21 protein-coding genes are annotated in these 21,177 nt (G+C 29.7%); all 21 read left to right on the plus strand.

What is annotated here, in order from left to right; all coding sequences use genetic code 11:
• Nucleotide 1: 1 nt before the first annotated feature.
• The gene (neuB, locus tag ACNQGX_RS11840; RefSeq protein WP_417976469.1) at nt 2-1,024 is read left to right on the plus strand and encodes an N-acetylneuraminate synthase; all 1,023 of its coding nucleotides are present in this window, start codon (nt 2-4) and stop codon (nt 1,022-1,024) included.
• On the plus strand, nt 1,021-2,124 hold the full coding sequence (gene neuC / locus ACNQGX_RS11845; RefSeq protein ID WP_417976471.1) for a UDP-N-acetylglucosamine 2-epimerase: 1,104 nt from the start codon (nt 1,021-1,023) through the stop codon (nt 2,122-2,124). The genes neuB and neuC overlap by 4 nt, the downstream gene beginning before the upstream one ends.
• Complete coding sequence (locus tag ACNQGX_RS11850) at nt 2,121-3,167, plus strand: nucleotidyltransferase family protein (protein ID WP_417976473.1); 1,047 nt, start codon at nt 2,121-2,123, stop codon at nt 3,165-3,167. Before neuC ends, ACNQGX_RS11850 begins: the two co-directional genes overlap by 4 nt.
• Entirely contained in the window at nt 3,167-3,850 is a 684-nt protein-coding gene (locus ACNQGX_RS11855; protein ID WP_417976475.1) for an acylneuraminate cytidylyltransferase family protein, read from the plus strand. The genes ACNQGX_RS11850 and ACNQGX_RS11855 overlap by 1 nt, the downstream gene beginning before the upstream one ends.
• A complete protein-coding gene (hisF, locus tag ACNQGX_RS11860; protein ID WP_417976477.1) occupies nt 3,847-4,692 on the plus strand; it encodes an imidazole glycerol phosphate synthase subunit HisF in 846 nt (281 codons plus the stop codon). Before ACNQGX_RS11855 ends, hisF begins: the two co-directional genes overlap by 4 nt.
• A gap of 2 nt (nt 4,693-4,694) precedes the next feature.
• A complete protein-coding gene (gene hisH / locus ACNQGX_RS11865; protein WP_417976480.1) occupies nt 4,695-5,339 on the plus strand; it encodes an imidazole glycerol phosphate synthase subunit HisH in 645 nt (214 codons plus the stop codon).
• Nucleotide 5,340: 1 nt separating this feature from the next.
• Nucleotides 5,341-6,519, plus strand: a complete 1,179-nt coding sequence (locus tag ACNQGX_RS11870) for an N-acetyl sugar amidotransferase (RefSeq protein WP_417976482.1) — start codon at nt 5,341-5,343, stop codon at nt 6,517-6,519.
• Nucleotides 6,520-6,535: 16 nt separating this feature from the next.
• Nucleotides 6,536-7,474 carry a Gfo/Idh/MocA family oxidoreductase gene (locus tag ACNQGX_RS11875; protein WP_417976484.1) on the plus strand — a complete coding sequence of 313 codons (939 nt, stop codon included), beginning with the start codon at nt 6,536-6,538 and terminating at the stop codon, nt 7,472-7,474.
• 4 nt (nt 7,475-7,478) lie between these two features.
• Complete coding sequence (locus tag ACNQGX_RS11880) at nt 7,479-8,435, plus strand: NAD-binding protein (RefSeq protein ID WP_417976486.1); 957 nt, start codon at nt 7,479-7,481, stop codon at nt 8,433-8,435.
• Nucleotides 8,436-9,329: 894 nt separating this feature from the next.
• Complete coding sequence (locus tag ACNQGX_RS11885) at nt 9,330-10,742, plus strand: oligosaccharide flippase family protein (RefSeq protein WP_417976488.1); 1,413 nt, start codon at nt 9,330-9,332, stop codon at nt 10,740-10,742.
• Between the two features lie 6 nt (nt 10,743-10,748).
• On the plus strand, nt 10,749-11,393 hold the full coding sequence (locus ACNQGX_RS11890) for a hypothetical protein (protein WP_417976490.1): 645 nt from the start codon (nt 10,749-10,751) through the stop codon (nt 11,391-11,393).
• Nucleotides 11,383-12,891: a hypothetical protein gene (locus tag ACNQGX_RS11895; protein WP_417976492.1), complete on the plus strand. Its 1,509-nt coding sequence runs from the start codon at nt 11,383-11,385 to the stop codon at nt 12,889-12,891. Before ACNQGX_RS11890 ends, ACNQGX_RS11895 begins: the two co-directional genes overlap by 11 nt.
• A gap of 39 nt (nt 12,892-12,930) precedes the next feature.
• Nucleotides 12,931-13,545 carry an imidazole glycerol phosphate synthase subunit HisH gene (gene hisH, locus ACNQGX_RS11900; RefSeq protein ID WP_417976494.1) on the plus strand — a complete coding sequence of 205 codons (615 nt, stop codon included), beginning with the start codon at nt 12,931-12,933 and terminating at the stop codon, nt 13,543-13,545.
• A gap of 1 nt (nt 13,546) precedes the next feature.
• Nucleotides 13,547-14,293, plus strand: a complete 747-nt coding sequence (locus ACNQGX_RS11905; RefSeq protein ID WP_417976496.1) for an AglZ/HisF2 family acetamidino modification protein — start codon at nt 13,547-13,549, stop codon at nt 14,291-14,293.
• A 28-nt stretch (nt 14,294-14,321) separates the two neighbouring features.
• Nucleotides 14,322-15,467 carry an N-acetyl sugar amidotransferase gene (locus ACNQGX_RS11910; protein WP_417976498.1) on the plus strand — a complete coding sequence of 382 codons (1,146 nt, stop codon included), beginning with the start codon at nt 14,322-14,324 and terminating at the stop codon, nt 15,465-15,467.
• Nucleotides 15,468-16,207: 740 nt separating this feature from the next.
• A complete protein-coding gene (locus ACNQGX_RS11915; RefSeq protein WP_417976500.1) occupies nt 16,208-16,609 on the plus strand; it encodes a hypothetical protein in 402 nt (133 codons plus the stop codon).
• An 18-nt stretch (nt 16,610-16,627) separates the two neighbouring features.
• Nucleotides 16,628-17,854, plus strand: coding sequence for a glycosyltransferase (locus ACNQGX_RS11920; protein WP_417976502.1), 1,227 nt, complete (start codon nt 16,628-16,630; stop codon nt 17,852-17,854).
• Nucleotides 17,855-17,862: 8 nt separating this feature from the next.
• Entirely contained in the window at nt 17,863-18,882 is a 1,020-nt protein-coding gene (locus ACNQGX_RS11925) for a Gfo/Idh/MocA family protein (RefSeq protein WP_417976504.1), read from the plus strand.
• On the plus strand, nt 18,879-19,349 hold the full coding sequence (locus ACNQGX_RS11930) for an acyltransferase (RefSeq protein ID WP_417976506.1): 471 nt from the start codon (nt 18,879-18,881) through the stop codon (nt 19,347-19,349). The genes ACNQGX_RS11925 and ACNQGX_RS11930 overlap by 4 nt, the downstream gene beginning before the upstream one ends.
• Nucleotides 19,349-20,455, plus strand: a complete 1,107-nt coding sequence (locus tag ACNQGX_RS11935; RefSeq protein ID WP_417976508.1) for a DegT/DnrJ/EryC1/StrS family aminotransferase — start codon at nt 19,349-19,351, stop codon at nt 20,453-20,455. The genes ACNQGX_RS11930 and ACNQGX_RS11935 overlap by 1 nt, the downstream gene beginning before the upstream one ends.
• A complete protein-coding gene (locus ACNQGX_RS11940; protein ID WP_417976510.1) occupies nt 20,445-21,170 on the plus strand; it encodes a glycosyltransferase family 2 protein in 726 nt (241 codons plus the stop codon). Before ACNQGX_RS11935 ends, ACNQGX_RS11940 begins: the two co-directional genes overlap by 11 nt.
• Nucleotides 21,171-21,177 lie beyond the last annotated feature (7 nt).

A 21,177-nucleotide genomic window follows, 5' to 3' on the forward strand; every position in this document is an offset into this window, starting at 1 on the left:
TATGAATAAAGTAATTATTATAGCCGAAGCAGGTGTAAATCATAACGGAGATATTCAAGTAGCCAAAAAGCTAATTGATGAGGCGGCTGATGCGGGCGTAGATTATGTTAAATTTCAGACTTTTAAAGCGGATAGTTTAGTAAGTAAATCGGCTAAAAAAGCGGAATATCAGAGCGTCAATATTAATGACGGCGATGACTCCCAATATGTTATGTTGAAGAATTTAGAGTTAAGCCATGAAAATCATTTAGAGTTAATGGCGTATTGCTCAGAAAGAAATATTAAGTTTTTCTCTACTGCATTTGATGTAGAGGGGGTGAATTACCTAAATGATTTGGGGCTTTCGTTTTTTAAAATCCCAAGTGGAGAAATAACAAATTATCCCTATTTGAAAGCTGTTGCTTTGTGCGGTAAACCAGTTGTTATGTCAACAGGGATGTGTTCCGAAATGGAAATTAAACAGGCACTAGATGTTTTAATAAAATTTGGATTAAAAAAAGAGACTATTTCTATTTTGCATTGCAATACAGAATATCCAACGCCTATGCAAGATGTCAATTTAAAGGCAATGTTGGCTATTCAAAAAACTTTTGAGGTACAAATAGGATATTCAGACCACACACTTGGTATTGAAGTGCCTATTGCAGCAGTAGCGTTGGGAGCTACAATAATTGAGAAACATTTTACTTTGGATAGAACTTTGCCAGGTCCCGATCATGTGGCCTCATTAGAACCAACTGAATTAAAGCAGATGGTTACCGCAATACGCAACATAGAATTAGCAATGAGTGGTGATGGTGAAAAAAAGCCAAGCGAAAGTGAAACAAAGAACATAGCGATTGCCAGAAAAAGTATTCATATTAATAAGAATTTATCAAAGGGGCATACTATTACTGATAATGATATTATTTCATTACGACCAGGAGACGGAATTTCTCCAATGGAATGGGAAAATATTATAGGCAAAAAGTTAAATGTCGATAAAAATGAATTTGATAAATTATTAGTATCAGATTTAATATGAAAATAGGAATTCTAACCAGTTCAAGAGCCGATTACGGAATATATCTTCCCTTGCTTCAAAAAATGAAAAGTGATTCTTTTTTTGAAATAGAGATTATTGCTTTTGGTACTCATTTGTCAAAAAGCCACGGATATACGGTAAGGGATATAGAGAAGGATGGATATATTTGTATTCATACCATTTCTGCATTGATTTCAAATGATGATGCACAATCTATTGCGTCGTCTTACGGCTTGACGGTGTTAAAATTTTCGGACTTTTGGGCGAGTCATACTTACGATTTGGTGTTTTGTTTGGGCGATCGTTTTGAGATGAGTGCTGCAGTACAGGCAGGAATTCCTTTTGGAGTAAAATTTGCTCATATACACGGAGGAGAAACCACATTGGGAGCGATAGACAATGTGTACCGCCACCAAATTACACTAGCCTCAAAGCTGCATTTTACCGCTACAGATGTTTTTAGAGAAAAAGTAATTGATTTGATTGGATCATCAGAGGGTGTTTTTGACATTGGTTCGTTGAGTTTGAATGATATTAAATGCTTTGTTCCGATAGATAGGGCTACTTTTTTCGAGAAATTCAATATACCAAATAAAGAATTTGCATTAGTAACTTTTCATCCAGAGACGATGTTGGTGCAAGAGAATGTTAAATATGCCCAAGCTATGAAAAATGCCTTGGTAACAATTTCAGAGAAACTTTTTGTGATTATCACAATGCCTAACGCCGATACACAGGGGTCGGTTTATAGAGAAGCCATTGAAAAGTTGAAAAAGGAATTCCCTGAACGATTTTTATTGATTGAAAACTTTGGTAAGATTAATTATTTCTCAGCGATGCATTATGCCAAAATTTTGATAGGGAATACCTCCAGTGGTATTTTGGAAGCGGCATCTTTTGGAAAATATGTAGTCAATGTGGGTGACCGACAAAAAGGAAGGGTCCAAAGCCATAATGTTTTGAATTCTGAGTTTGAAGAAACGGCTATGATTACAGCTGTTGCCAAAGCCATGAGTTTTGAAAAATACAATGGTGAAAATGTTTATTTTAAAGAAGGTGTCGCCGATAACATAATAAAAACACTCAAAGGATATTTATGAGAAAATATACAGACCACTTAATACTTTTAGGCTCTAAAATCAAAGATGCGTTGGTACAGCTAAATGAATTAAATTTAGATAACATACTTTTTGTTGTAGATAAAAATAATAAGTTAATAGGCACTTTAACTGATGGAGATATTAGAAGAGGTTTGATAAAGGGGATTGGAATTGATTCTTTAGTGGATCAAATCATTCAATCTAAACCAAAGTTTATAGTCAAAGGGTATAATAATTTAAATAAAATAATAGAATTTAGGGAGGGTAATTACAAGATTATTCCTGTTGTAGATAGTAATCTAAAGATAGTAAATATTATTAATTTTAGAAATATAAAATCATATCTTCCTGTTGATGCAGTTATTATGGCAGGAGGCAGAGGACTGCGTTTACAACCTTTAACAGATGTTACTCCGAAACCACTTTTAAAAGTAGGGAATAAAGCTATTATGGAGCATAATCTGGATCGTTTGGCTTTATTTGGAATTGATGATTTTTGGGTTTCTGTAAAGTATCTGGGGGAACAGATTGAAAATCATTTTGGACAAGGGAAAGAAAAAAATATTAAAATTGAATATGTTTGGGAAAACGAACCGCTAGGAACTATTGGAGCTGTTTCTCAAATTAAAAATTTTGAACACGACTATATTCTGGTAACTAATTCGGATTTATTAACCAACATTGATTACGAACAGTTTTTTCTTGAGTTTATTAATCAGGACGCCGATTTAGCAGTGTTGACTATTCCGTATCAAGTAAGCATTCCTTATGCTGTTTTGGAAACGAGTAATGGAACTGTAAAAAGTTTTAAGGAAAAACCAACCTATACCTATTATTCCAATGGAGGGATTTATTTGATAAAAAAAGAAATGTTGAAGTATATACCTCAAGATACTTTTTTCAATGCAACCGATTTAATGGAAGAGTTGATAAAGAAAGATTTGAAGGTTATCTCTTTTCCCTTTTCGGGCTATTGGCTGGATGTAGGTAAACATGAAGATTTTGAAAAAGCTCAGATCGATATTAAATATATGACGTTATAATGAAAATTCTTTATTTAATACCAGCACGTGCGGGGTCTAAAGGCCTGCCAGGGAAGAATATAAAAATTTTAGGGGGTAAACCTCTCATAGGGTATACAGTTGACTTTGCATTGAAGAATATGAAGAAAGGAGATGAATTGTGTATTTCAACAAATGACGACAGTGTTTTAGCTATAGCATCTGATTTAGGAATCGATGTGCCATTCAAACGCCCTGAAGAATTGGCATCCGATATAGCTAACTCTTACGATGTTATTATGCATGCAATAAAATATTATGAAGATAGTAACAAATACTTTGATTTAGTATTACTTTTGCAGCCCACATCTCCTTTTCGGAACCAACAAGATTTTGAAAATCTGATTCAAAGTTATGATGATGAAATTGAAATGGTGGTAAGTGTAAAAAAATCAAAAGAGAACCCTTATTTTACTCTTTTTGAAGAAAATGAATTCGGTTTTTTGGATAAAAGTAAAAAAGGAAATTTTCAAAGACGACAAGATTGTCCTGATGTTTTTTCTTATAATGGATCAATGTATTTAATGAGTGTAAATGCTTTGAAAAGAGCAAAAATCCATGAGTTTAAAAAAATTAAAAAAATAATAATGCCGGAAGAAAGAAGTATCGATATTGATACAATGGCAGACTGGACTTTAGCAGAGTTTTATTTAAATAAACAATGAAAACAGTAAGAATAATACCTAAGTTAGACATTAAGGGGCCGAATTTAGTTAAAGGTATCCATTTAGAAGGGCTAAGAGTTTTGGGGAAGCCATCTGATTTTGCTAAATATTATTATGAGCAAGGTGCTGATGAATTGATGTTTATGGACGTTGTAGCTTCATTATATGAGCGTAACAGTCTTCATGATATTATTTCAGAAACAGCTAAAAGTATCTTCATACCTATTACCGTAGGAGGAGGAATAAGAAGTTTGAATGATATAAAATCAATGTTACGAATAGGAGCTGACAAGATTTCTATCAATACTGCTGCAATAAAGCGTCCTGAATTTATAAGAGAAGCTTCCGAAGAATTTGGTAGTTCAACTATTGTTGTGTCCATAGAAGCAATAAAAAATTCAGATGGTAAACATTATGCATTTATTGATAATGGGAGGGAGTTTACTGGTATTGAAGTGATTGAGTGGGCTAAAGAAGTAGAGAGATTGGGTGCGGGTGAGATTGTAATTACATCTGTAGATAAAGAAGGAACTGGTAAGGGGGTAGATGTTCAATTGACAAAAGAAATTTCAGACTCTGTTTCATTACCCATAATAGCCCATGGTGGTATTGGTTCAATGAATGATGTTGAAGACTTACTTGAATCAGGAATAATTGATTCAATTGCAATTGGATCGGCATTGCATTATGAGGCTCTAAAGAATTTTAATTTAGATTTGAATAATAGAAAAGAAGGTAATGTAGATTTCCTTTTAAGCGGAAGAAATGCTAGTAATTTTAAGAGTTTTGACTTAAAAGATTTAAAAAAACATTTGCATTCAAAATCAATTTATTGTAGATAATTATGAATAAGAAAAAAGTAGTGATTATTGATTATGGTCATGGAAATTTATATAGTATAAACCAAGCATGTATTCATCTGGGATATAGCCCAATTATTTCTTCTGACCAAAAAGTTATATTAAATGCAGATTCATTAATATTACCTGGTGTTGGAGCTTTTAAAGTTGCCATGGATGAATTAGCTAACAAAAATTTGATAGAACCAATTAAAGAATTTGTGAAAAAAGGTAAGAATATGATGGGTGTATGTTTAGGGATGCAATTACTTTTTGAAACCAGTGAAGAATTTGGAATTAATAATGGATTAGGACTTATAAATGGTGATGTCAAAAAATTCCCTTCTACTTTTAATGAAAAAAAAATAAGAATTCCTCAAATTGGTTGGAATAAAATATTTGAAGAGAAAAGTTTAAATAAATGGAGGAGTACTCCATTAGAAGAGATTACCGAAGAAGATTATATGTATTTTATACATTCCTATTATGCTAATCCAAGTGATACTAAAGATATTTTAAGTTTTTCGTATTATCAAGACATAAAGTACTGTACTTCTGTACAAAAAGAAAATATTTTTGGCTTTCAATTTCATCCAGAAAAAAGCGCTGAAAAAGGACTAACAATATATAAAAATTTTTTAAAACTATAAAATGGAAAATAAAAACACTCAAGAACGTTATAATTTGCCTACAGAGATTAAGTTTTGTGTTAAATGCACAATTTCAAATCAAAGACCAAGAATTACATTTGATGAAAAAGGAGTATGTTCAGCGTGTAATTTTGCTGAATTTAAACAGAATAAAATCGACTGGTCAGAAAGAGAGCGAGAATTAATGACACTGTTGGATAGGTATAGAAGAAATGATGGAAGATATGATGTTGTTGTTCCATGTAGTGGCGGTAAAGATGCAGCTTATATCGCTCATGAATTGAAGCATAAATACGGAATGAATCCATTAACTGTAACTTGGGCACCACACCTTTATACCGATATAGGATTTAAAAATTTGCATGAAATGATAAGAGTTGGCGATTTAGCTAATATACTTGGATCACCTGCTGGGGCAACCCATAAAAAATTGACCAAATTATCTTTTGAGATATTAGGAGATCCATTTCAGCCGTTTATATATGGACAAACCAACTTCCCTTTACAAATTGCCGTTCAGCATGATATACCGCTAATTATGTATGGTGAAAATGGAGAAGTGGAATATGGTGGAGATATGAAAAACGCATTTAGCCCAACTAGGGATTATAAAGGAGATCATAAAAAGCATTATTTTTCAGGTTTGGGACCAGAAGATTTAATTAAATACGGTGTAAGTGAGAATGATTTAGTTCCCTATATGGCTCCTCCGATTGAAAAATTAGATGCATTAAAAGCTGAAATTCATTTTTATGGATATTATAAAAAATGGATACCTCAAGAGAATTATTATTACTGTGTTGAGAATACAGGATTTGAAGCGAATCCTGTAAGAAATGAAGCCACTTATTCTAAGTATGCCTCTTTAGATGATAAAATTGATGGATTTCATTATTATTTAGCATTTATTAAGTTTGGTTTAGGAAGATGTACTTCTGATACTGCACATGAAATAAGAGACGGTCATATTTTGAGAGAAGAAGGAGTCGCACTTGTTAATAAATTTGATAGTGAGTTTCCAGAGAAATATTTTAAAACCTTCCTAGAGTACTGTGATATTACGGAAGAATATTTTATAGAACAGGTTGATAGTTGGAGATCGCCTCATCTTTGGGGGAAAGATGAAAATGGAAAATGGAAATTACTGCATAATGTGGCAGAAACTGGATTGAATGATTAATTTTTACAAGTAAAATATGAATATTTTAGTAGTAGGCTTTGGTAATATGGGTTGTCGTCATGCACAATCTTTATTAAAAAGAAAAAATGATGACAATATATATGTTTTAGAACCCAATAAGGAAATAATTGAGATCAATAAATCAAAAATAGGTGATGAGGAAAATAAAATAGTTTTTATAGATATAATTGATGATTTGACTTGTGAAATTGATTTTGCTATTATAGCAACCTCTGCTTATCCAAGGTTCGAAATTGTCAAAAAATTGTTAGATGGCGGTATTAAAAAATTCTTACTTGAGAAGGTTGTTTTTCAGTCCGAGAAGCAGTTTGATATCGTAATTAAAATGTTGAACGATTATGACGCTGTTGCTTACTGTAACTTTGTAAATAGATACTTCCCCAATTATCAAACAATAAAAAAAGAAATGTTAGATAACATGCCTTTTAAAATGATAGTCTCTGGTGCCGATTTTGGTTTAGGATGTAATGCTTTACATTATGTTGATCTTTTTGAATTTTTGAGTGATGAGTTTTCATCTGTAAAATCATCAAATTTAGTTTTATTAAATTCTATAAATAGAAGAGGTGATATGTATAAAGAAGTTAGTGGACAATTAGCTTGGGGGACTTTAAAAGGTAATAATCTCTTAATTAATTCAGATGTTAATAAAACAGGAGGGGTTGAAATCATCATTACCCAAGGAGGAAACACTCATATTCTTAATGAAGAATCATTAAAGCACATAGAGTTGTCAGCGGATTTGTCTCTGAAAAGTACTGATTTCGTTATAAAGTACACTAGTGAGTTGACTAATATAATTGTAAATGATGTATTAGAAGGTAATATAATTTTACCGACTGTTCAAGCAACAAAAAATTGTCATACACAATTTTTTGCAATTCTAAATCAAGTATTTGGATTGTCTAAAAGTGATTTATGTCCTATAACTTAAATTTATGAACGTACATAAGGTTTTATTGATTGGTGCCGGATTTATGGCAAGTGAATATTTGAAAGTATTAAAACATTTAAATTGTGATGTAACTGTTGTTAGTCGTAGTGAGGGTAAAATTAATTTGTTAAAAAAAGATTTTACGGATTATTCCTACTATACAGAAGGTTTAGATGATTACTTGAGTAAAGTAAATGAATTGCCTGAGTTTGTAATTAATACTGTGAACGTAAGTAGTTTGAGAGATGTTTCTTTAGCTTTGTTAAAAGCTGGTGTTAAAAATTTATTAATTGAGAAGCCAGGTGATTTATTTATTGATGGGTTAAAGGAATTAAAAAATTATGCTGAAAACATATCTTCTAATGTTTATATTGCCTATAATAGACGTTTTTATTCTTCGATTAGTGAATTAAAAAAGCAGGTTGCAATTGATGATGGTATTACTAACTGTCATTTTGAATTTACTGAATGGATTCATACAATTGATCCTTCAATTTATGACAACGAAACTCTTAGAAAATGGATTATTTCGAACTCTTCTCACGTGATTGATACTGTTTTTCATCTTATAGGTTTTCCGAAAGATTTAAATACAACAGTAAGTGGGCTTGATGAAATTATTTGGCACCCAAGTGGTTCAGTATTTACTGGTTCAGGTGTCTCAGAAAAAAATATACCATTTTCTTACAATACTGATTGGTCTAGTGCTGGGAGGTGGTCAATTGAAATATTTACAAAGAAGAGAAGGTTTTATTTGAAACCAATGGAAAAGCTTTTTGAACAAAAAAAGGGTTCGATAAATATATGTGAAATTTTATTAGATGATCAATTAGATATAACTTTTAAACCAGGCTTATTGATGCAAACTCAAGCTTTTTTAAATTCAGATTTTTTTGATTTTGTTTCAATTGATGAACAAATAAAGGCTATTGGCATTTATGAGGAAATAGGTGGTTATTAGTTAATAGTGTAAGGAAATAATTATTTTGGCTTCAGCATGTAATTTTAGATTTTTTAAGTTCAAATAATTAGGAATTGGCTTAAATTTTTAGAGGGTAAAATTTAAAAGTGTTTGCTGAACACGTTAAAATAAATAAAGTTTAAAAAAAATACCTGTCTGAAATCAAATGAAAAGCAGGCTACGTTTGCAGAAGATATGAGCAAACAAATAGTCAAACTTATAAGGCTTCTTCAAGAACATGTGAAATTTAAGCAATAGAAAATTGGTTAGTCCAAGTGTCTTATTAAAAAGGTGAAAAGGGTATTGCTAAAAATCCTTATGTATCTCCGATGTCGTTCTTTTTCGAATTCACTAAAGAATCCAAGATTGTTTATTCATAGTTTGAGAGGCGATGAGATCTAAGGAAAAGTTTAAGTTGACGCAATTGTAGGTAGATATGAAGAAGGTAATACAGTAAAAAGAAAAAGTTAGTTCGTGCGGTAGGAGTCAATGGTGAGGTAAAGTTAAATAATTTTATACTTTTAAAATAGTCGATTATTTAGTAAATTCATTTCTAGAAATGCTGGATTAACACATTAGAAAAAAAACAATAACAACACCGCCAAGTCTAAAAGCTATGTTCCAACTACAAAAGTGTATTGTATTTCTTAAATAGAAATTACAAAGGCAACAAATTATAATGGATTGCATATAATGATTAGTCAAATTCAAATCTTTTGGATAATACCAACTTATTTTGAAAAACAAAATAAATATTGATAATGTTTTCTATTTATCATACCAATCAATAAAAAAATAATGATGCAATATTTAATAATCTTATCAAAATAATGATTAAAGTCAGAGAATATTCTACACTAATAATTTTGGATCTCTTAAATGCCGACTTTTATAATGATTAAAAAGTTCTTTTTACATAGTTTTATTTATGCCCTTGGACCTCAAATCCCAAAGCTAATTGTTTTAGTAACCTTACCTATAGTGACGCCTTTTTTGTCTTCATTTGACTTTGGTGTATATGGATTGATTATATCTTATATTGGTTCTGTTCAGTTAATAAAAGATTTGGGTTTAAATCTTTTGTTTTATAACTCATTTTATAAAAAAACAAAAACTTATACTTTAATATGGAGAAATTTAATTGGAATCCTTTTTGTTTGGTCTTTCTTTTATTCTCTCATTATTGGATCCATTACTTATTTTCTTATAAACAGATGGGATAGTAAGCATTCAATTTTAGTTGCATTTCTTTTTTTTATTCCCGCTTTATTTTTCGAAAATATTAATTCAATCGGTATAGCATTTTTTCGAACTCTTGAAAAACCATTACCTATTGCAATAAATGCAATTATTAGTGGGACAGTTTCTGCAATTGTTAGTTTTATTTTTATTGTTTATTTCAAGTCTGGTTATATTGGGTGGGTTTTAGGAATTGCTATTGCTTCATTTATAAGTTGCCTGCATTATTCATATGTACTTTTTTTAAAAGAAAAACTAATACCATTATTTCGATTTAAGAAAAAGTCTTTAAGATACTATTTGGGTATTGGGCTTCCGATGATTCCTCATAATTATTCTTCATATTTACTCAATACTTCAGACAGGTTGGTAATGGATGTGTTGAAAGTAGATATTAATGAGATAGGTAAGTATAATGTTGCTTACATGTTTGGGTCTTATTTTTCGATGTTAGAAAATGTTATTTCTTTTTCTTCAAGTACTTACTATATTAGGTATTTTGTTGAAAACGAATATTTAAAAGTAAGAACACTAACATTTTTTTTGCAAGTACTGTTTTTAAATGCAACATTTATTGTTTGTTTATGGCTGAATGAGATTTTATTTTTGATGATTAAGAATGTTGAATATTCTAATATTTCAACAATAGGGATTTTGATTATTATGGGTTATAATTACAAGCCTATGTATATGGCTTCAAATATGCAGCTTTCAATTGAAGGGAAAACAAAAAAATTATTAAAAATTTCATTTGTTGGAGGGGTGATTAATGTCATATTGAATTTTATTTTTATTCCATTTTTTGGGATAATAGCTGCGGCTATCAGTACATTTATTGCATTAATGTATATAGGTTTTATGGGGTTTTATTTAAATGATTTCAATCTGGAATTAAAAAAATTAGTAAATCCTAAAATTTGGTTATCACTAATTGTTTTAATGACAATATTATTATTAATATCAAATCATCTTCCTATTTATTACAAAATATTATTTATGGGACTACTTATTTTTATAAATTTAATGTTATATAAAAATCAAAAGGTGAATATTCAAAATTTAAATTAGATAACTATGCGAATTCTATTTCTAACGGATTCGTTGGGTCTTCCAAGGGATTCTCCTGAACTTGTTCGTTTTGAAGAATGTTGGATACAGATAGTTAAATCTAATTTTCCAAAATTTCATTTTGATCAAGTATCATTGGGAGGCGCAACAATAGATGTCTTGTTTAATCAGTATGATTATCATAAGCAATTCGAAGCAGATCTTATTATATTGCAATGTGGTATTGTTGATTGTGCCCCTAGAGCATTTAAAAAATTTGAAAATGCCTTATTGAATTCTAATTCGCTTTTCAGATTTATCTCAAATAAAATATTAAACAAGAAAGTGATTAATTATTTAAGAAAGAATAGAGGTATTCAGAAAACTTCACTAACTGATTTTGAGAGATATCTGAGTAGTTTTCGAGATTTGAATTGTAAAATTATTACAATTGAAATTTTGCCTGCTTCTATCGATTATGAATTGCAATTGCCAGGTATTATGAGAAATATTGAGATATACAACCAGAAACTTAAAAAATATTTTAATACTGTTGAATTATCGAATTTTGAAAAAGGTTTGGTGATGTCTGATTTTCACCATTTGAATGTTGTAGGAAATCGGGAATTAGCTAGAGTTATTAATGCTAAAATTTTTGATTTTGAAAAGTAATGCTAAGTTTAGTAGTGGGTTAATAGGTAAAAGTTTGTTTGAATTTGAAATTTCCAATGTTCAAAACGTATGTACTATACAATATAAAGAGTGGATTATCTGGCCTCTTATTAAATTTAATCTTTATTATAAAATTTTAGGTGACTTGGAAAAATCTAAGTCTCAAATAAATCAATCTAAGAGCAAGATACGTTATTTTGATGTTTTTGTGTTTATTTGGTCTTTTTTTATGATTTTTTTTCAAAAAAAAAGGAAATATATAGTTTTTCCGTATGATTTTGAAAAAATCTATGTGAATGACAAAAATGAAAGGGTTAATGTGACTTTTGATGAAATAGTTAGCGTAATTGGAAGAGATAATGTTTTATATATAGAAAGATCAACGAATGGAAATTTTTCTAAAGATTCAAAATTTAAATATGATTTGAATGAAGATATTCTTCGTGCTTTTATATACTTATTAAATAAGGTTCTTCGTTTTTTTAAAAGATTTAAAAACAAATCTGTTTCATTAGAGGAAACTCTTGAGGGATTTTATAGAGAAAAATTCAACTATTCGGGAACTGATTTTAATGGTTTTGTTGAACATATCTATTATCAATTTATTTCAGAATACTTTATATACAGATTAGTTTATTTTTTATTAAGTCCAAAATGCATAATAACATCGGATCAATTATGTGCTGGAAAAATAGCTGCGGCAAGAAAAATGAATATTATTGTGTATGAATTACAGCATGGGTTTATTGAGGAATTTAAGCCTGATTATGTTATTTCAAATAACTTAAATATATATAAAAATAATATTCCTTTACCAAATCATATCCTTGTTTATGGAGATTTTTTTAAGGAAATAATTATGGAACATGGTTTTTGGGCAGATACTGATATCACCTGTATCGGTAAATTTCGATTGTCAGACATGAAAAAGTTATCCAGAAATAGTAATGTCTCTGACTATGTTAGAATTTTATTTCCAACTCAATGGACAAAAATAGAAGAATCAAAAGTTATTTTGCAATACATCTCTGATTTTAAACTAAATGATGGGTGTAAGTATTATATCAAATTACATCCAGTTGAAAATGAAATAAATATTGCTTGGTATATGGATTTTTGTACTAAAAACAATAATTTTTTTGTTTTACCAATGAATGTTGATATTTATAGTGAAATATGTGATTCTGATTTGGTTTTAGGCTTTGATTCCGCTAGTCTAATTGAATCGATTGCCCTTAAGAAGCCAGTTTTTAGTATTTTGGACAGCCATAGCGGTTCAAGTATAATATCAAGCATAAGTACAAATATTATAAATAAGTATATCAAAAATTCAATTTTAGAAATTTCAGATTTAGAAAGTTTGGAAAAATCCATAAATATTTTTTTATCGGATTCTGAGTTTAGAATTAAATGGTTGAAAGACATAGAACTTAAATGCGATTTATTATATGCTGACAACTATTCAGAAAACATAAATACTCTTTTAAAAGCAAATTAGTTTTTGTTTGAAAATTTCGAAATTTAGAAATACTTTTATATGATTGGTATAGTTAATTACGGGTTAGGAAATATTGGTTCAATAAAAAATATGTTGAATAAAATTGGTGTTCAATCAGAGATTATTGATACGCCACAGAGTTTGGATAAAGTTGATAAAATCATATTGCCAGGTGTTGGTCATTTTGAAGAAGGGATGAGAGTACTTAATGAAAATGGTTGGTTACCAATTTTGAACCAAAAAGTAATTATTGAAAAAATTCCAGTTTTAGGAATTTGCTTAGGAATGCAGTTGATGGCAAAACGCAGTGAGGAAGGAAATTGTACTGGGTTGAATTGGATTGATGCAGATGTTAAGCGTTTCAAGTTTGAAGAGCAAAGCATGAAAGTGCCACACATGGGTTGGAATGAAGTGTTGCCAAAATTTAGTTCGCCATTATTTGAAGATTTTGAAAATTTAGAAGATATAAGATATTATCATGTTCATTCTTATTATGTAGAGTTGAATAATCCAGAATTTGAGATTGCAAAAACGGTTTATGGGATTCCATTTACAAGTGGATTTCAAAAAAATAATATATATGGAGTCCAGTTTCATCCTGAGAAGAGCCATAAATTTGGATTGAAGATGTTGTCTAACTTTGCTAAAATATAATATGTTAAAACCTCGTGTTATTCCAATCTTACTCTTACAAAATGATGGTCTTGTTAAAACTACAAAGTTTAAAGGTGCTAAATACATTGGCGATCCTATTAATGCAATTCGCATTTTTAATGACAAGGAAGTTGATGAATTAATATTTCTTGATATATTAGTTTCTAGAGGAAAAAAAACCATCGATTATGATTTAATATCAAAAATTGCTTCAGAGTGTTTTATGCCACTTTGTTACGGCGGCGGAATAAACGATATAGATTCCATTCGGAGAATATTGCGGCTAGGAGTTGAAAAAATTTGTATTAACAGTTTTGCTTTTGAGAACCCAAAATTTGTAAAAGAAGCAGTGCTTTTATTTGGTAGTTCAACAATAGTGATTTCTATTGATGTTAAGAAGAATTTTTTTGGCAAGTATGAGATATGGACAAATGGAGGCTCAAAGAAGTTGAGAATTGGTCTTAATGATGCCCTTTTGCAAATGGAAAAATTAGGCGCTGGCGAAATATTAATTAACTCCATTGACAGGGATGGTACTATGCTTGGTTATGATTGTACACTGATAGAACAAGTAAGTAAGCTTGTTTCCATTCCGGTTGTTGCTTCGGGTGGCGCAGGGAAAGTCTCAGATTTCTCTAATGCTATTGAAAGCGGTGCTTCTGCTGTTGCGGCAGGGAGTATGTTTGTCTTTCATGGAAAGCATAAAGCAGTTTTAATTACTTATCCAAATAGAAAAGAAATTTGGTAATTCGATAAATTTTTATAAGAATAAAATCATGAGTGAAAAATATAGAATATGTACTAAATGTGTGATGGACACAACTGATCCTGATATTACTTTTGACGAGGTTGGGGTTTGTAATCATTGTACACATTATGATAAACAAATGGGTCAACTTCCTAAAGGAAAGGAAGCTCAAGAAATTTTGAATGAATTAATTGAGCAAATAAAAAGAGATGGACAATCTAATGATTATGATTGCATTATTGGACTGAGTGGAGGCGTTGATAGTACATATGTTGCTTATTTAGTGAAAGAAAAATTCGGATTACGTCCACTTGCTGTTCATTTGGATAATGGGTGGAATTCTGAATTATCGGTTGTTAATATGGAGAATATAGTTAAGAAACTGGATATAGATTTATACACGCATGTGATAGATTGGGAGGAGTTTAAAGAAATACAGCTATCCTTTTTAAGATCTTCAACACCTGATTCAGAAGTTCCTTCAGATCATGCGATATTTTCTGTATTAAGACAGGTAGCCAAAAAACATAAAATAAAGCATGTCATAAACGGTATTAATATAAAAACGGAGAGTCATCATGCTTTAAGTTGGTCTCAAGGACATTCAGATTTTGGATATATTAAAGGTATTCAAAAAATGTTTGGTACTAAGAAGATTAAGACTTTTCCTCACGGAAATAGATTAACTATTTTTGAAGATGTTTTTTCAAAAAAATGGATTAATATATTAAATTATATTGATTACGATAAAAATGAGGCTAAAAGAATTATAACTGAAAAATTAAATTGGAAAGATTACGGAGGTAAGCATTATGAGTCGATTTACACAAAGTTTTTTCAAGGATATATTCTACCTCAAAAATTTGGTTACGATAAAAGAAAGATGCATTTGTCGAGTCTTATTTGTGCCGGAGTTGTTACTCGTGAAGAGGCATTAAAAGAATTAGAGCAACCTCCTTATCCAATTCAGGAGCAATTAGACGATAGAGAATATTTGATTAAAAAATTTAAAATCACTCCAGAAGAATTTGAAGAAATTATGAATCGTCCTATAAAAACGTATTATGATTATCCATCGTACTACGGGAAAATTCTTAAAAGTAGACATTTGCCTAAAATTAAAAAAACACTAAAGTTTATATTAAATCGATCTAAATCAGATGATAATTCTTAAACATATAATAAGTTTTGAAATTTAGAAAAAATAGCAATAAATATTTACTTTACTTTACGATAGTTTTTCTCTTAACAATGGGGTCTGAATTATTAAGTAATGCGATAATTTTAATTTTGTTTTGTACTCAATTTAAAGAATTGAAATTTAGAAAAATTGATTTGTTTCCAGCAATTGTTTTTCCATTAATTCTTTTTCCATTTTATTTGTATTCAGGAAATGAGTATTTGTTGCGTTTTATAATTTACATCCCTAGATTTTTATTAATACTAGTAGTGTTTGAAAAATTTCTATTAAATACATCGTATGAATTTCTTAGAAGTATTCTACAAAGGGTTTTCATTATTCATTGTGTTGTAATTCTTCTTTGCGCGGTTTATCCGCCATTAAATGTTTTTTTTAATATTATTTTGGCTAAACCGTTTGTCTCTGAGTTTAGAATTTCTGGTCTTTTTTCTGGTTATGATTTTATTTCCTTTTTTACAGTTTTATATTTATATGGAGAATATAGATGTAATGACTATAAGTTTAATGTTTTTGGGTATTTTCAACTATTTTTAGGTTTTAGTGCAACGTTGGTTACAGGAAGGTTTGGGATTGTATTGTATTTAGTTTTTTTTTCAATAATTTTTTTTAGGAAGGTAACTTTATCTAAAATTGTATCTTTATTTATTAGCGGAATTGTTTTAATGATATTGTTTTATGATAGAATTCTTTTGTTTTACAATACATTTTTGCTATTGCGTGATACTTTACAATTGGACGATCCTGGGAATAGTAAACTTTCTTTAGAAGATTATGGGTCAGAGAAACAAGACGGGATGTATCAGTTAAGCCCCTTGACACTATATGAAGAGGCAACAAAACCATTTCATGATATTCCGAGTTATTTATTGCCAAATGTCATTCCTACTGTAGTGGATTCAGGACCGTCATTTGTTATATTGAACATAGGTTTTATTCTTTTTGTACTACTTTATATTTATTATTTCAGATTAATTTATAAATCAATTACTGGGGTTGCATTTCTTACTGTTCTAATTTTTATAATGGATATTAAATTTAGAATCATATTAGTTATGATGCCGACGATTTGGATTATATTAAATCTGGAGAGAATAAAAAAACATGAAAATATATAATTAATTTTTTTTTAAGTAATGCACATAACATATTTTACAATTGAAGATATAGGTTCTGGTTTATTCAGAAATCAGGTCATCAATAAATTAAACGCAATATTAGCAGTTGATTCAGATGTAACTTTTGAGATTTTAATTCTTAATAGTCCGTTAAAATATAGTAAACATCAAAAAATATTAAAAGAGTATCGGTCAACTCTTTCTAATAGGATTAAAATTAAGTATTATCCAGTATTGCCTCCTTTACGATATGCTTTAAGTAGTGTTTTACAATCAAATTTAATTTTAAAATGGCTGGAATTATTTTGCAGATTATTTGTTAAAGTTAAAGGAGATATAATTCATTGTCGAAGTTACTGGCCGACTATAATAGCATCTAAAGTTTATAATACTCCAATTTTATTTGATTTAAGGAGTCTTTATCCTGCAGAAAATGTAGCTGCTGGTAAATTAGAGTTTAATTCAAGAGAATATAAATTTTGGCTCAAACAGGAGAATTATTGTATTCATACTGCTAAAGTTAATAGCGCAGTTTCAGAAGCAATGGTTTCTTATATCAATAGTATTAAGCCTTCATCTGTGACTCATCTTAACCCAATTATTGTAAATACAGAAGAAATTTATTTTGATGCAGAGGAAAGGATTAATATGAGAACTAAATTAGGTTGGCAAGAAAATATAATTTTAGTTTATTCTGGGAGTCTGGGAGTTAGTGGTTTGAATAGAGAAGCGTTGTCTAATATTTTGGTATTGTTTTCAAATTTAAGCGATAATTTTAGATTTTTATTTTTATCTAGCGATAGTAAACATTCTATAGAAGAACTTTTAATTAGGGCGAATATCCCTCAAGATCATTTTTATATTACGGAATCTAATGCAAAAGAACTCTATAAATGGTTATCCGCATCTGATATTGGTTTTCATGCTCTTCCTTTGCAGTTAGATTCTGATACACGTTTAGGAACTAAAGTTGTAGAATACTGGGTGAGTGGTTTACCTGTAATAATTAATAAAAACGTTGGAGCAGCAGTTGATATCGTTTCAAAGTATGGAATAGGTTTAGTAGTAGATGAGCTTACCAATTCTTATGAGGGGCTATTTGATGAAATCAAACAGTTATTAACCAAAAATAGAAGGGAAATAAGTAATACTGGTAAATCCATGTTTGATTCAAAGATAATAGCTAAGAAATATGTTAATTCGTATAAAGATTGTCTGAAAAATAATAGAAATAATAAAAAATAATAATTAAAATGGAAAAAATTAATTTTGCAATTATCGGATGTGGAAGAATTGCTCAACGACATGCTGAGCATATTAATAATAATGGTAATTTAGTTGCAGTTTGTGATATTGATAACGAAAAATCCGATTTATTAGCTGAAAAGTATGAGGCAAAAGCCTTTTACTCTATAGAAGAAATGTTAAATTCAGACGATCTTAATATTGATGTTGTTGCTGTTTGTTCTCCAAATGGTTTACACTCTAATCATAGTATTTTATCTTTAAAATCTGGTTATCATGTAATTTGTGAAAAACCAATGGCTATAAATGTAAGCGATTGTGGAGACATGATTCAAGTAGCAGAAAAAGCTAATAAAAGACTTTTTGCAATAAAGCAGAACCGTTTTAACCCTCCAGTTGCGGCTGTTAAACAAGCTATAGATGAGGGTAAACTTGGTAAGATTTACAGTGTTCAATTAAGTTGTTTTTGGAATAGAAATGATGATTATTACAAGGATTCGTGGAAAGGTACCCAAGATATGGATGGAGGTACATTGTTTACTCAATTTAGTCATTTCGTTGATTTATTGTATTGGATGATTGGTGATGTGCGTAATGCTTATGCTCTCACAGGGAACTTTGCACACAAAAACATTATAGATTTTGAAGACACGGGTGTTGTTGCATTAGAATTTAATAATGGGGCTTTGGGAACTATTAATTATACTGTAAATAGTTATGGTAAAAATATGGAAGGTTCTTTAACTATTTTTGGAGAAAAGGGTACAGTTAAAATTGGTGGACAATATCTTAATGAATTAGAATATCAAAATATTGAAGGATTTAAGATAGAAAATCTACCAGAAGGGAATACAGCTAATAATTATGGTGCTTATCAAGGATCAATGTCTAATCATGACAAAATATATGAAAATCTTGTTGATGTTTTAACTAATGACGGTGTAATTACCACCAATGCTTTTGAAGGATTAAAAACTGTTGAAATTATAGAAAAAATTTATAAATCAGCCAAAAAGTTGAATTCATGAATGAACCATTAATTTTTAATTCTCAAATAAAATCTGATGTGATATTTGGGACTGGAGTTAAAGTTGTCAACCCTGTAAATTTATATGGATGTACCATTGGTAATAATACATTTGTGGGGCCGTTTGTAGAAATACAAAAAGATGTTAAAATAGGGGATAATTGCAAAATTCAATCTCATACTTTCATTTGTGAACTAGTCGAGATTGGGGATAATTGTTTTGTAGGACATGGAGTAGTATTTATTAATGATTTATTTACAAACGGTAAGCCTGCAATGGGAGACAAAAGTCTTTGGAAAAAAACTAAAGTTGGTAATAATGTTTCAATAGGTAGTAATGCAACTATTTTACCTGTAGAAATTTGTGATGACGTTGTAATAGGAGCAGGAGCAGTAGTAACAAAAAATATAATTAAGCCAGGAGTATATATTGGTAATCCGGCAAAACTTTTAAAAAATAGTAACTAATGAAAGTACCATTTGTTGATTTAAAAAGTCAATATATTTCTATAAAGGAAAATATTGATAGCGCTATTGAAAATGTTATAAATGAAACGGCATTTATTGGAGGAAAGTATGTTGAGGAATTTGAAAATAAATTCGCATCCTTGTATGGTGTGAAGCATTGTGTGGCAGTGGCTAACGGAACGGATTCGTTGTATATTTTAATGAAAATGCTTCAAATTGGAAATGATGATGAGGTAATAACAGTAGCAAATAGTTGGATATCTTCATCCGAAACAATTACGCAAACAGGAGCAAAACCCGTATTTGTAGAGATTGATCCAATATTGTATACTATAGATGAAAATTTATTGGAAGCTGCCATTACTTCTAAAACAAAAGCAATTATTCCCGTTCATTTACAAGGTCAGATGTGTGATATGGATAAGATAATGAGCATTGCAAATAAATATGGCATTTCAGTAATTGAAGATTGTGCCCAATCTCATTTTTCCGAATATAAAGGAAATAGAGCGGGTACAATTGGTGTTGCTGGATCGTTTTCGTTTTATCCAGGTAAAAATTTAGGAGCGTATGGAGATGCAGGATGTATAATAACAAATGATGATAAACTTGCTTTAAAATGTAGAATGTTTGCTAGGCATGGAGCATTAAAAAAGCATAATCATATTATTGAGGGTATTAATAGTAGAATGGATGGTATTCAAGCTGCCATATTAACTGCAAAACTTCCTCATATATTATCTTGGACAGACAACAGAATAACTAATGCTAATTTGTATAATAAATATTTGGGAGAAATAAAAGATATTATTTTGCCAGTTGTTAGACCAGAATCTAAGCATTCGTTTCATTTATATGTAATTAGAACAAAAGAAAGAGAGGAATTAGCAGCTTTTTTAAAATCAAAAAATATTGAAACAGCAGTTCATTATCCTGTTGCTTTGCATAATATGGAAGCCTATAAATATTTGAAATATAGTCCAGATGATTTTCCTATTGCAAATTTATATCAAAATCAAATTCTTTCATTACCAATGTATCCAGAGTTGAGCGAAGCTCAAATTGTGTATATATCAAAAGCAATTAAAGAGTTTTTTGAAAAATAAATATATGGTATCAGTTTGTATTGCAACCTATAATGGCGAAAAATATATTAAAGAACAAATTGAATCAATTTTAGTTCAGCTTTCAATTGATGATGAACTTATAATCTCAGATGATAATTCGACTGATAATACTGTCGAAATTATAAAGCAAATTTCAGATTCAAGAATAATATTTTTTTTAAATAAAGAAAAAGGTTACACTAGTAACTTTGAAAACGCTCTTAAACAAGTTGCAGGAGATATTGTGTTTTTAAGTGATCAAGATGATATTTGGGTACATAATAAAGTTGAAGTTTGTTTGGAAGAACTCAAGAACTATGATCTTGTTATTTCAGATTGTAAAATAATAAATAGTGAAAATGAAATAATTTCAGATTCGTATTTTGAGTTAAGAAATCCCAAAAAATCTTGTTTAGGTAATATTGTTAAATTTAGTTATTTAGGTTGTTGCCTAGCTTTTCGTTCCGATATATTAAAAAAAGCACTTCCTTTTCCTCCAAATAGAGAATTATGTACTCATGATAATTGGTTGTTTTTAGTTGGATCTTGTTTTTATAAACATAAGATTTTAAATAATAAGCTCATTCTTTATAGAAGACATGATGGGAATGCTTCAACGGGTGGCTTAATTTCAACGACATCAATGTGGTTTAAAATTAAATATAGAATTTATGCGTGTGTGTGTTTAATCAAAAGATTATTTAAAAATAAGTGAGTTTAAC

Source organism: Flavobacterium glycogeni, assembly GCF_048286775.1.
Taxonomy (GTDB): Bacteria; Bacteroidota; Bacteroidia; order Flavobacteriales; family Flavobacteriaceae; genus Flavobacterium.

Bases quoted from the DNA above. Each gene is read 5' to 3' on its own strand.
- ACNQGX_RS11935 (WP_417976508.1), top strand. From the start codon at position 19,349: ATGAAAGTACCATTTGTTGATTTAAAAAGTCAATATATTTCTATAAAG.
- ACNQGX_RS11910 (WP_417976498.1), top strand. From the start codon at position 14,322: ATGAGTGAAAAATATAGAATATGTACTAAATGTGTGATGGACACAACT.
- ACNQGX_RS11925 (WP_417976504.1), top strand. From the start codon at position 17,863: ATGGAAAAAATTAATTTTGCAATTATCGGATGTGGAAGAATTGCTCAA.
- ACNQGX_RS11855 (WP_417976475.1), top strand. From the start codon at position 3,167: ATGAAAATTCTTTATTTAATACCAGCACGTGCGGGGTCTAAAGGCCTG.
- ACNQGX_RS11930 (WP_417976506.1), top strand. From the start codon at position 18,879: ATGAATGAACCATTAATTTTTAATTCTCAAATAAAATCTGATGTGATA.
- ACNQGX_RS11885 (WP_417976488.1), top strand. From the start codon at position 9,330: ATGATTAAAAAGTTCTTTTTACATAGTTTTATTTATGCCCTTGGACCT.
- ACNQGX_RS11880 (WP_417976486.1), top strand. From the start codon at position 7,479: ATGAACGTACATAAGGTTTTATTGATTGGTGCCGGATTTATGGCAAGT.
- ACNQGX_RS11875 (WP_417976484.1), top strand. From the start codon at position 6,536: ATGAATATTTTAGTAGTAGGCTTTGGTAATATGGGTTGTCGTCATGCA.
- ACNQGX_RS11920 (WP_417976502.1), top strand. From the start codon at position 16,628: ATGCACATAACATATTTTACAATTGAAGATATAGGTTCTGGTTTATTC.
- hisF (WP_417976477.1), top strand. From the start codon at position 3,847: ATGAAAACAGTAAGAATAATACCTAAGTTAGACATTAAGGGGCCGAAT.
- hisH (WP_417976480.1), top strand. From the start codon at position 4,695: ATGAATAAGAAAAAAGTAGTGATTATTGATTATGGTCATGGAAATTTA.
- ACNQGX_RS11870 (WP_417976482.1), top strand. From the start codon at position 5,341: ATGGAAAATAAAAACACTCAAGAACGTTATAATTTGCCTACAGAGATT.
- ACNQGX_RS11890 (WP_417976490.1), top strand. From the start codon at position 10,749: ATGCGAATTCTATTTCTAACGGATTCGTTGGGTCTTCCAAGGGATTCT.
- neuB (WP_417976469.1), top strand. From the start codon at position 2: ATGAATAAAGTAATTATTATAGCCGAAGCAGGTGTAAATCATAACGGA.
- ACNQGX_RS11905 (WP_417976496.1), top strand. From the start codon at position 13,547: ATGTTAAAACCTCGTGTTATTCCAATCTTACTCTTACAAAATGATGGT.
- ACNQGX_RS11850 (WP_417976473.1), top strand. From the start codon at position 2,121: ATGAGAAAATATACAGACCACTTAATACTTTTAGGCTCTAAAATCAAA.
- neuC (WP_417976471.1), top strand. From the start codon at position 1,021: ATGAAAATAGGAATTCTAACCAGTTCAAGAGCCGATTACGGAATATAT.
- hisH (WP_417976494.1), top strand. From the start codon at position 12,931: ATGATTGGTATAGTTAATTACGGGTTAGGAAATATTGGTTCAATAAAA.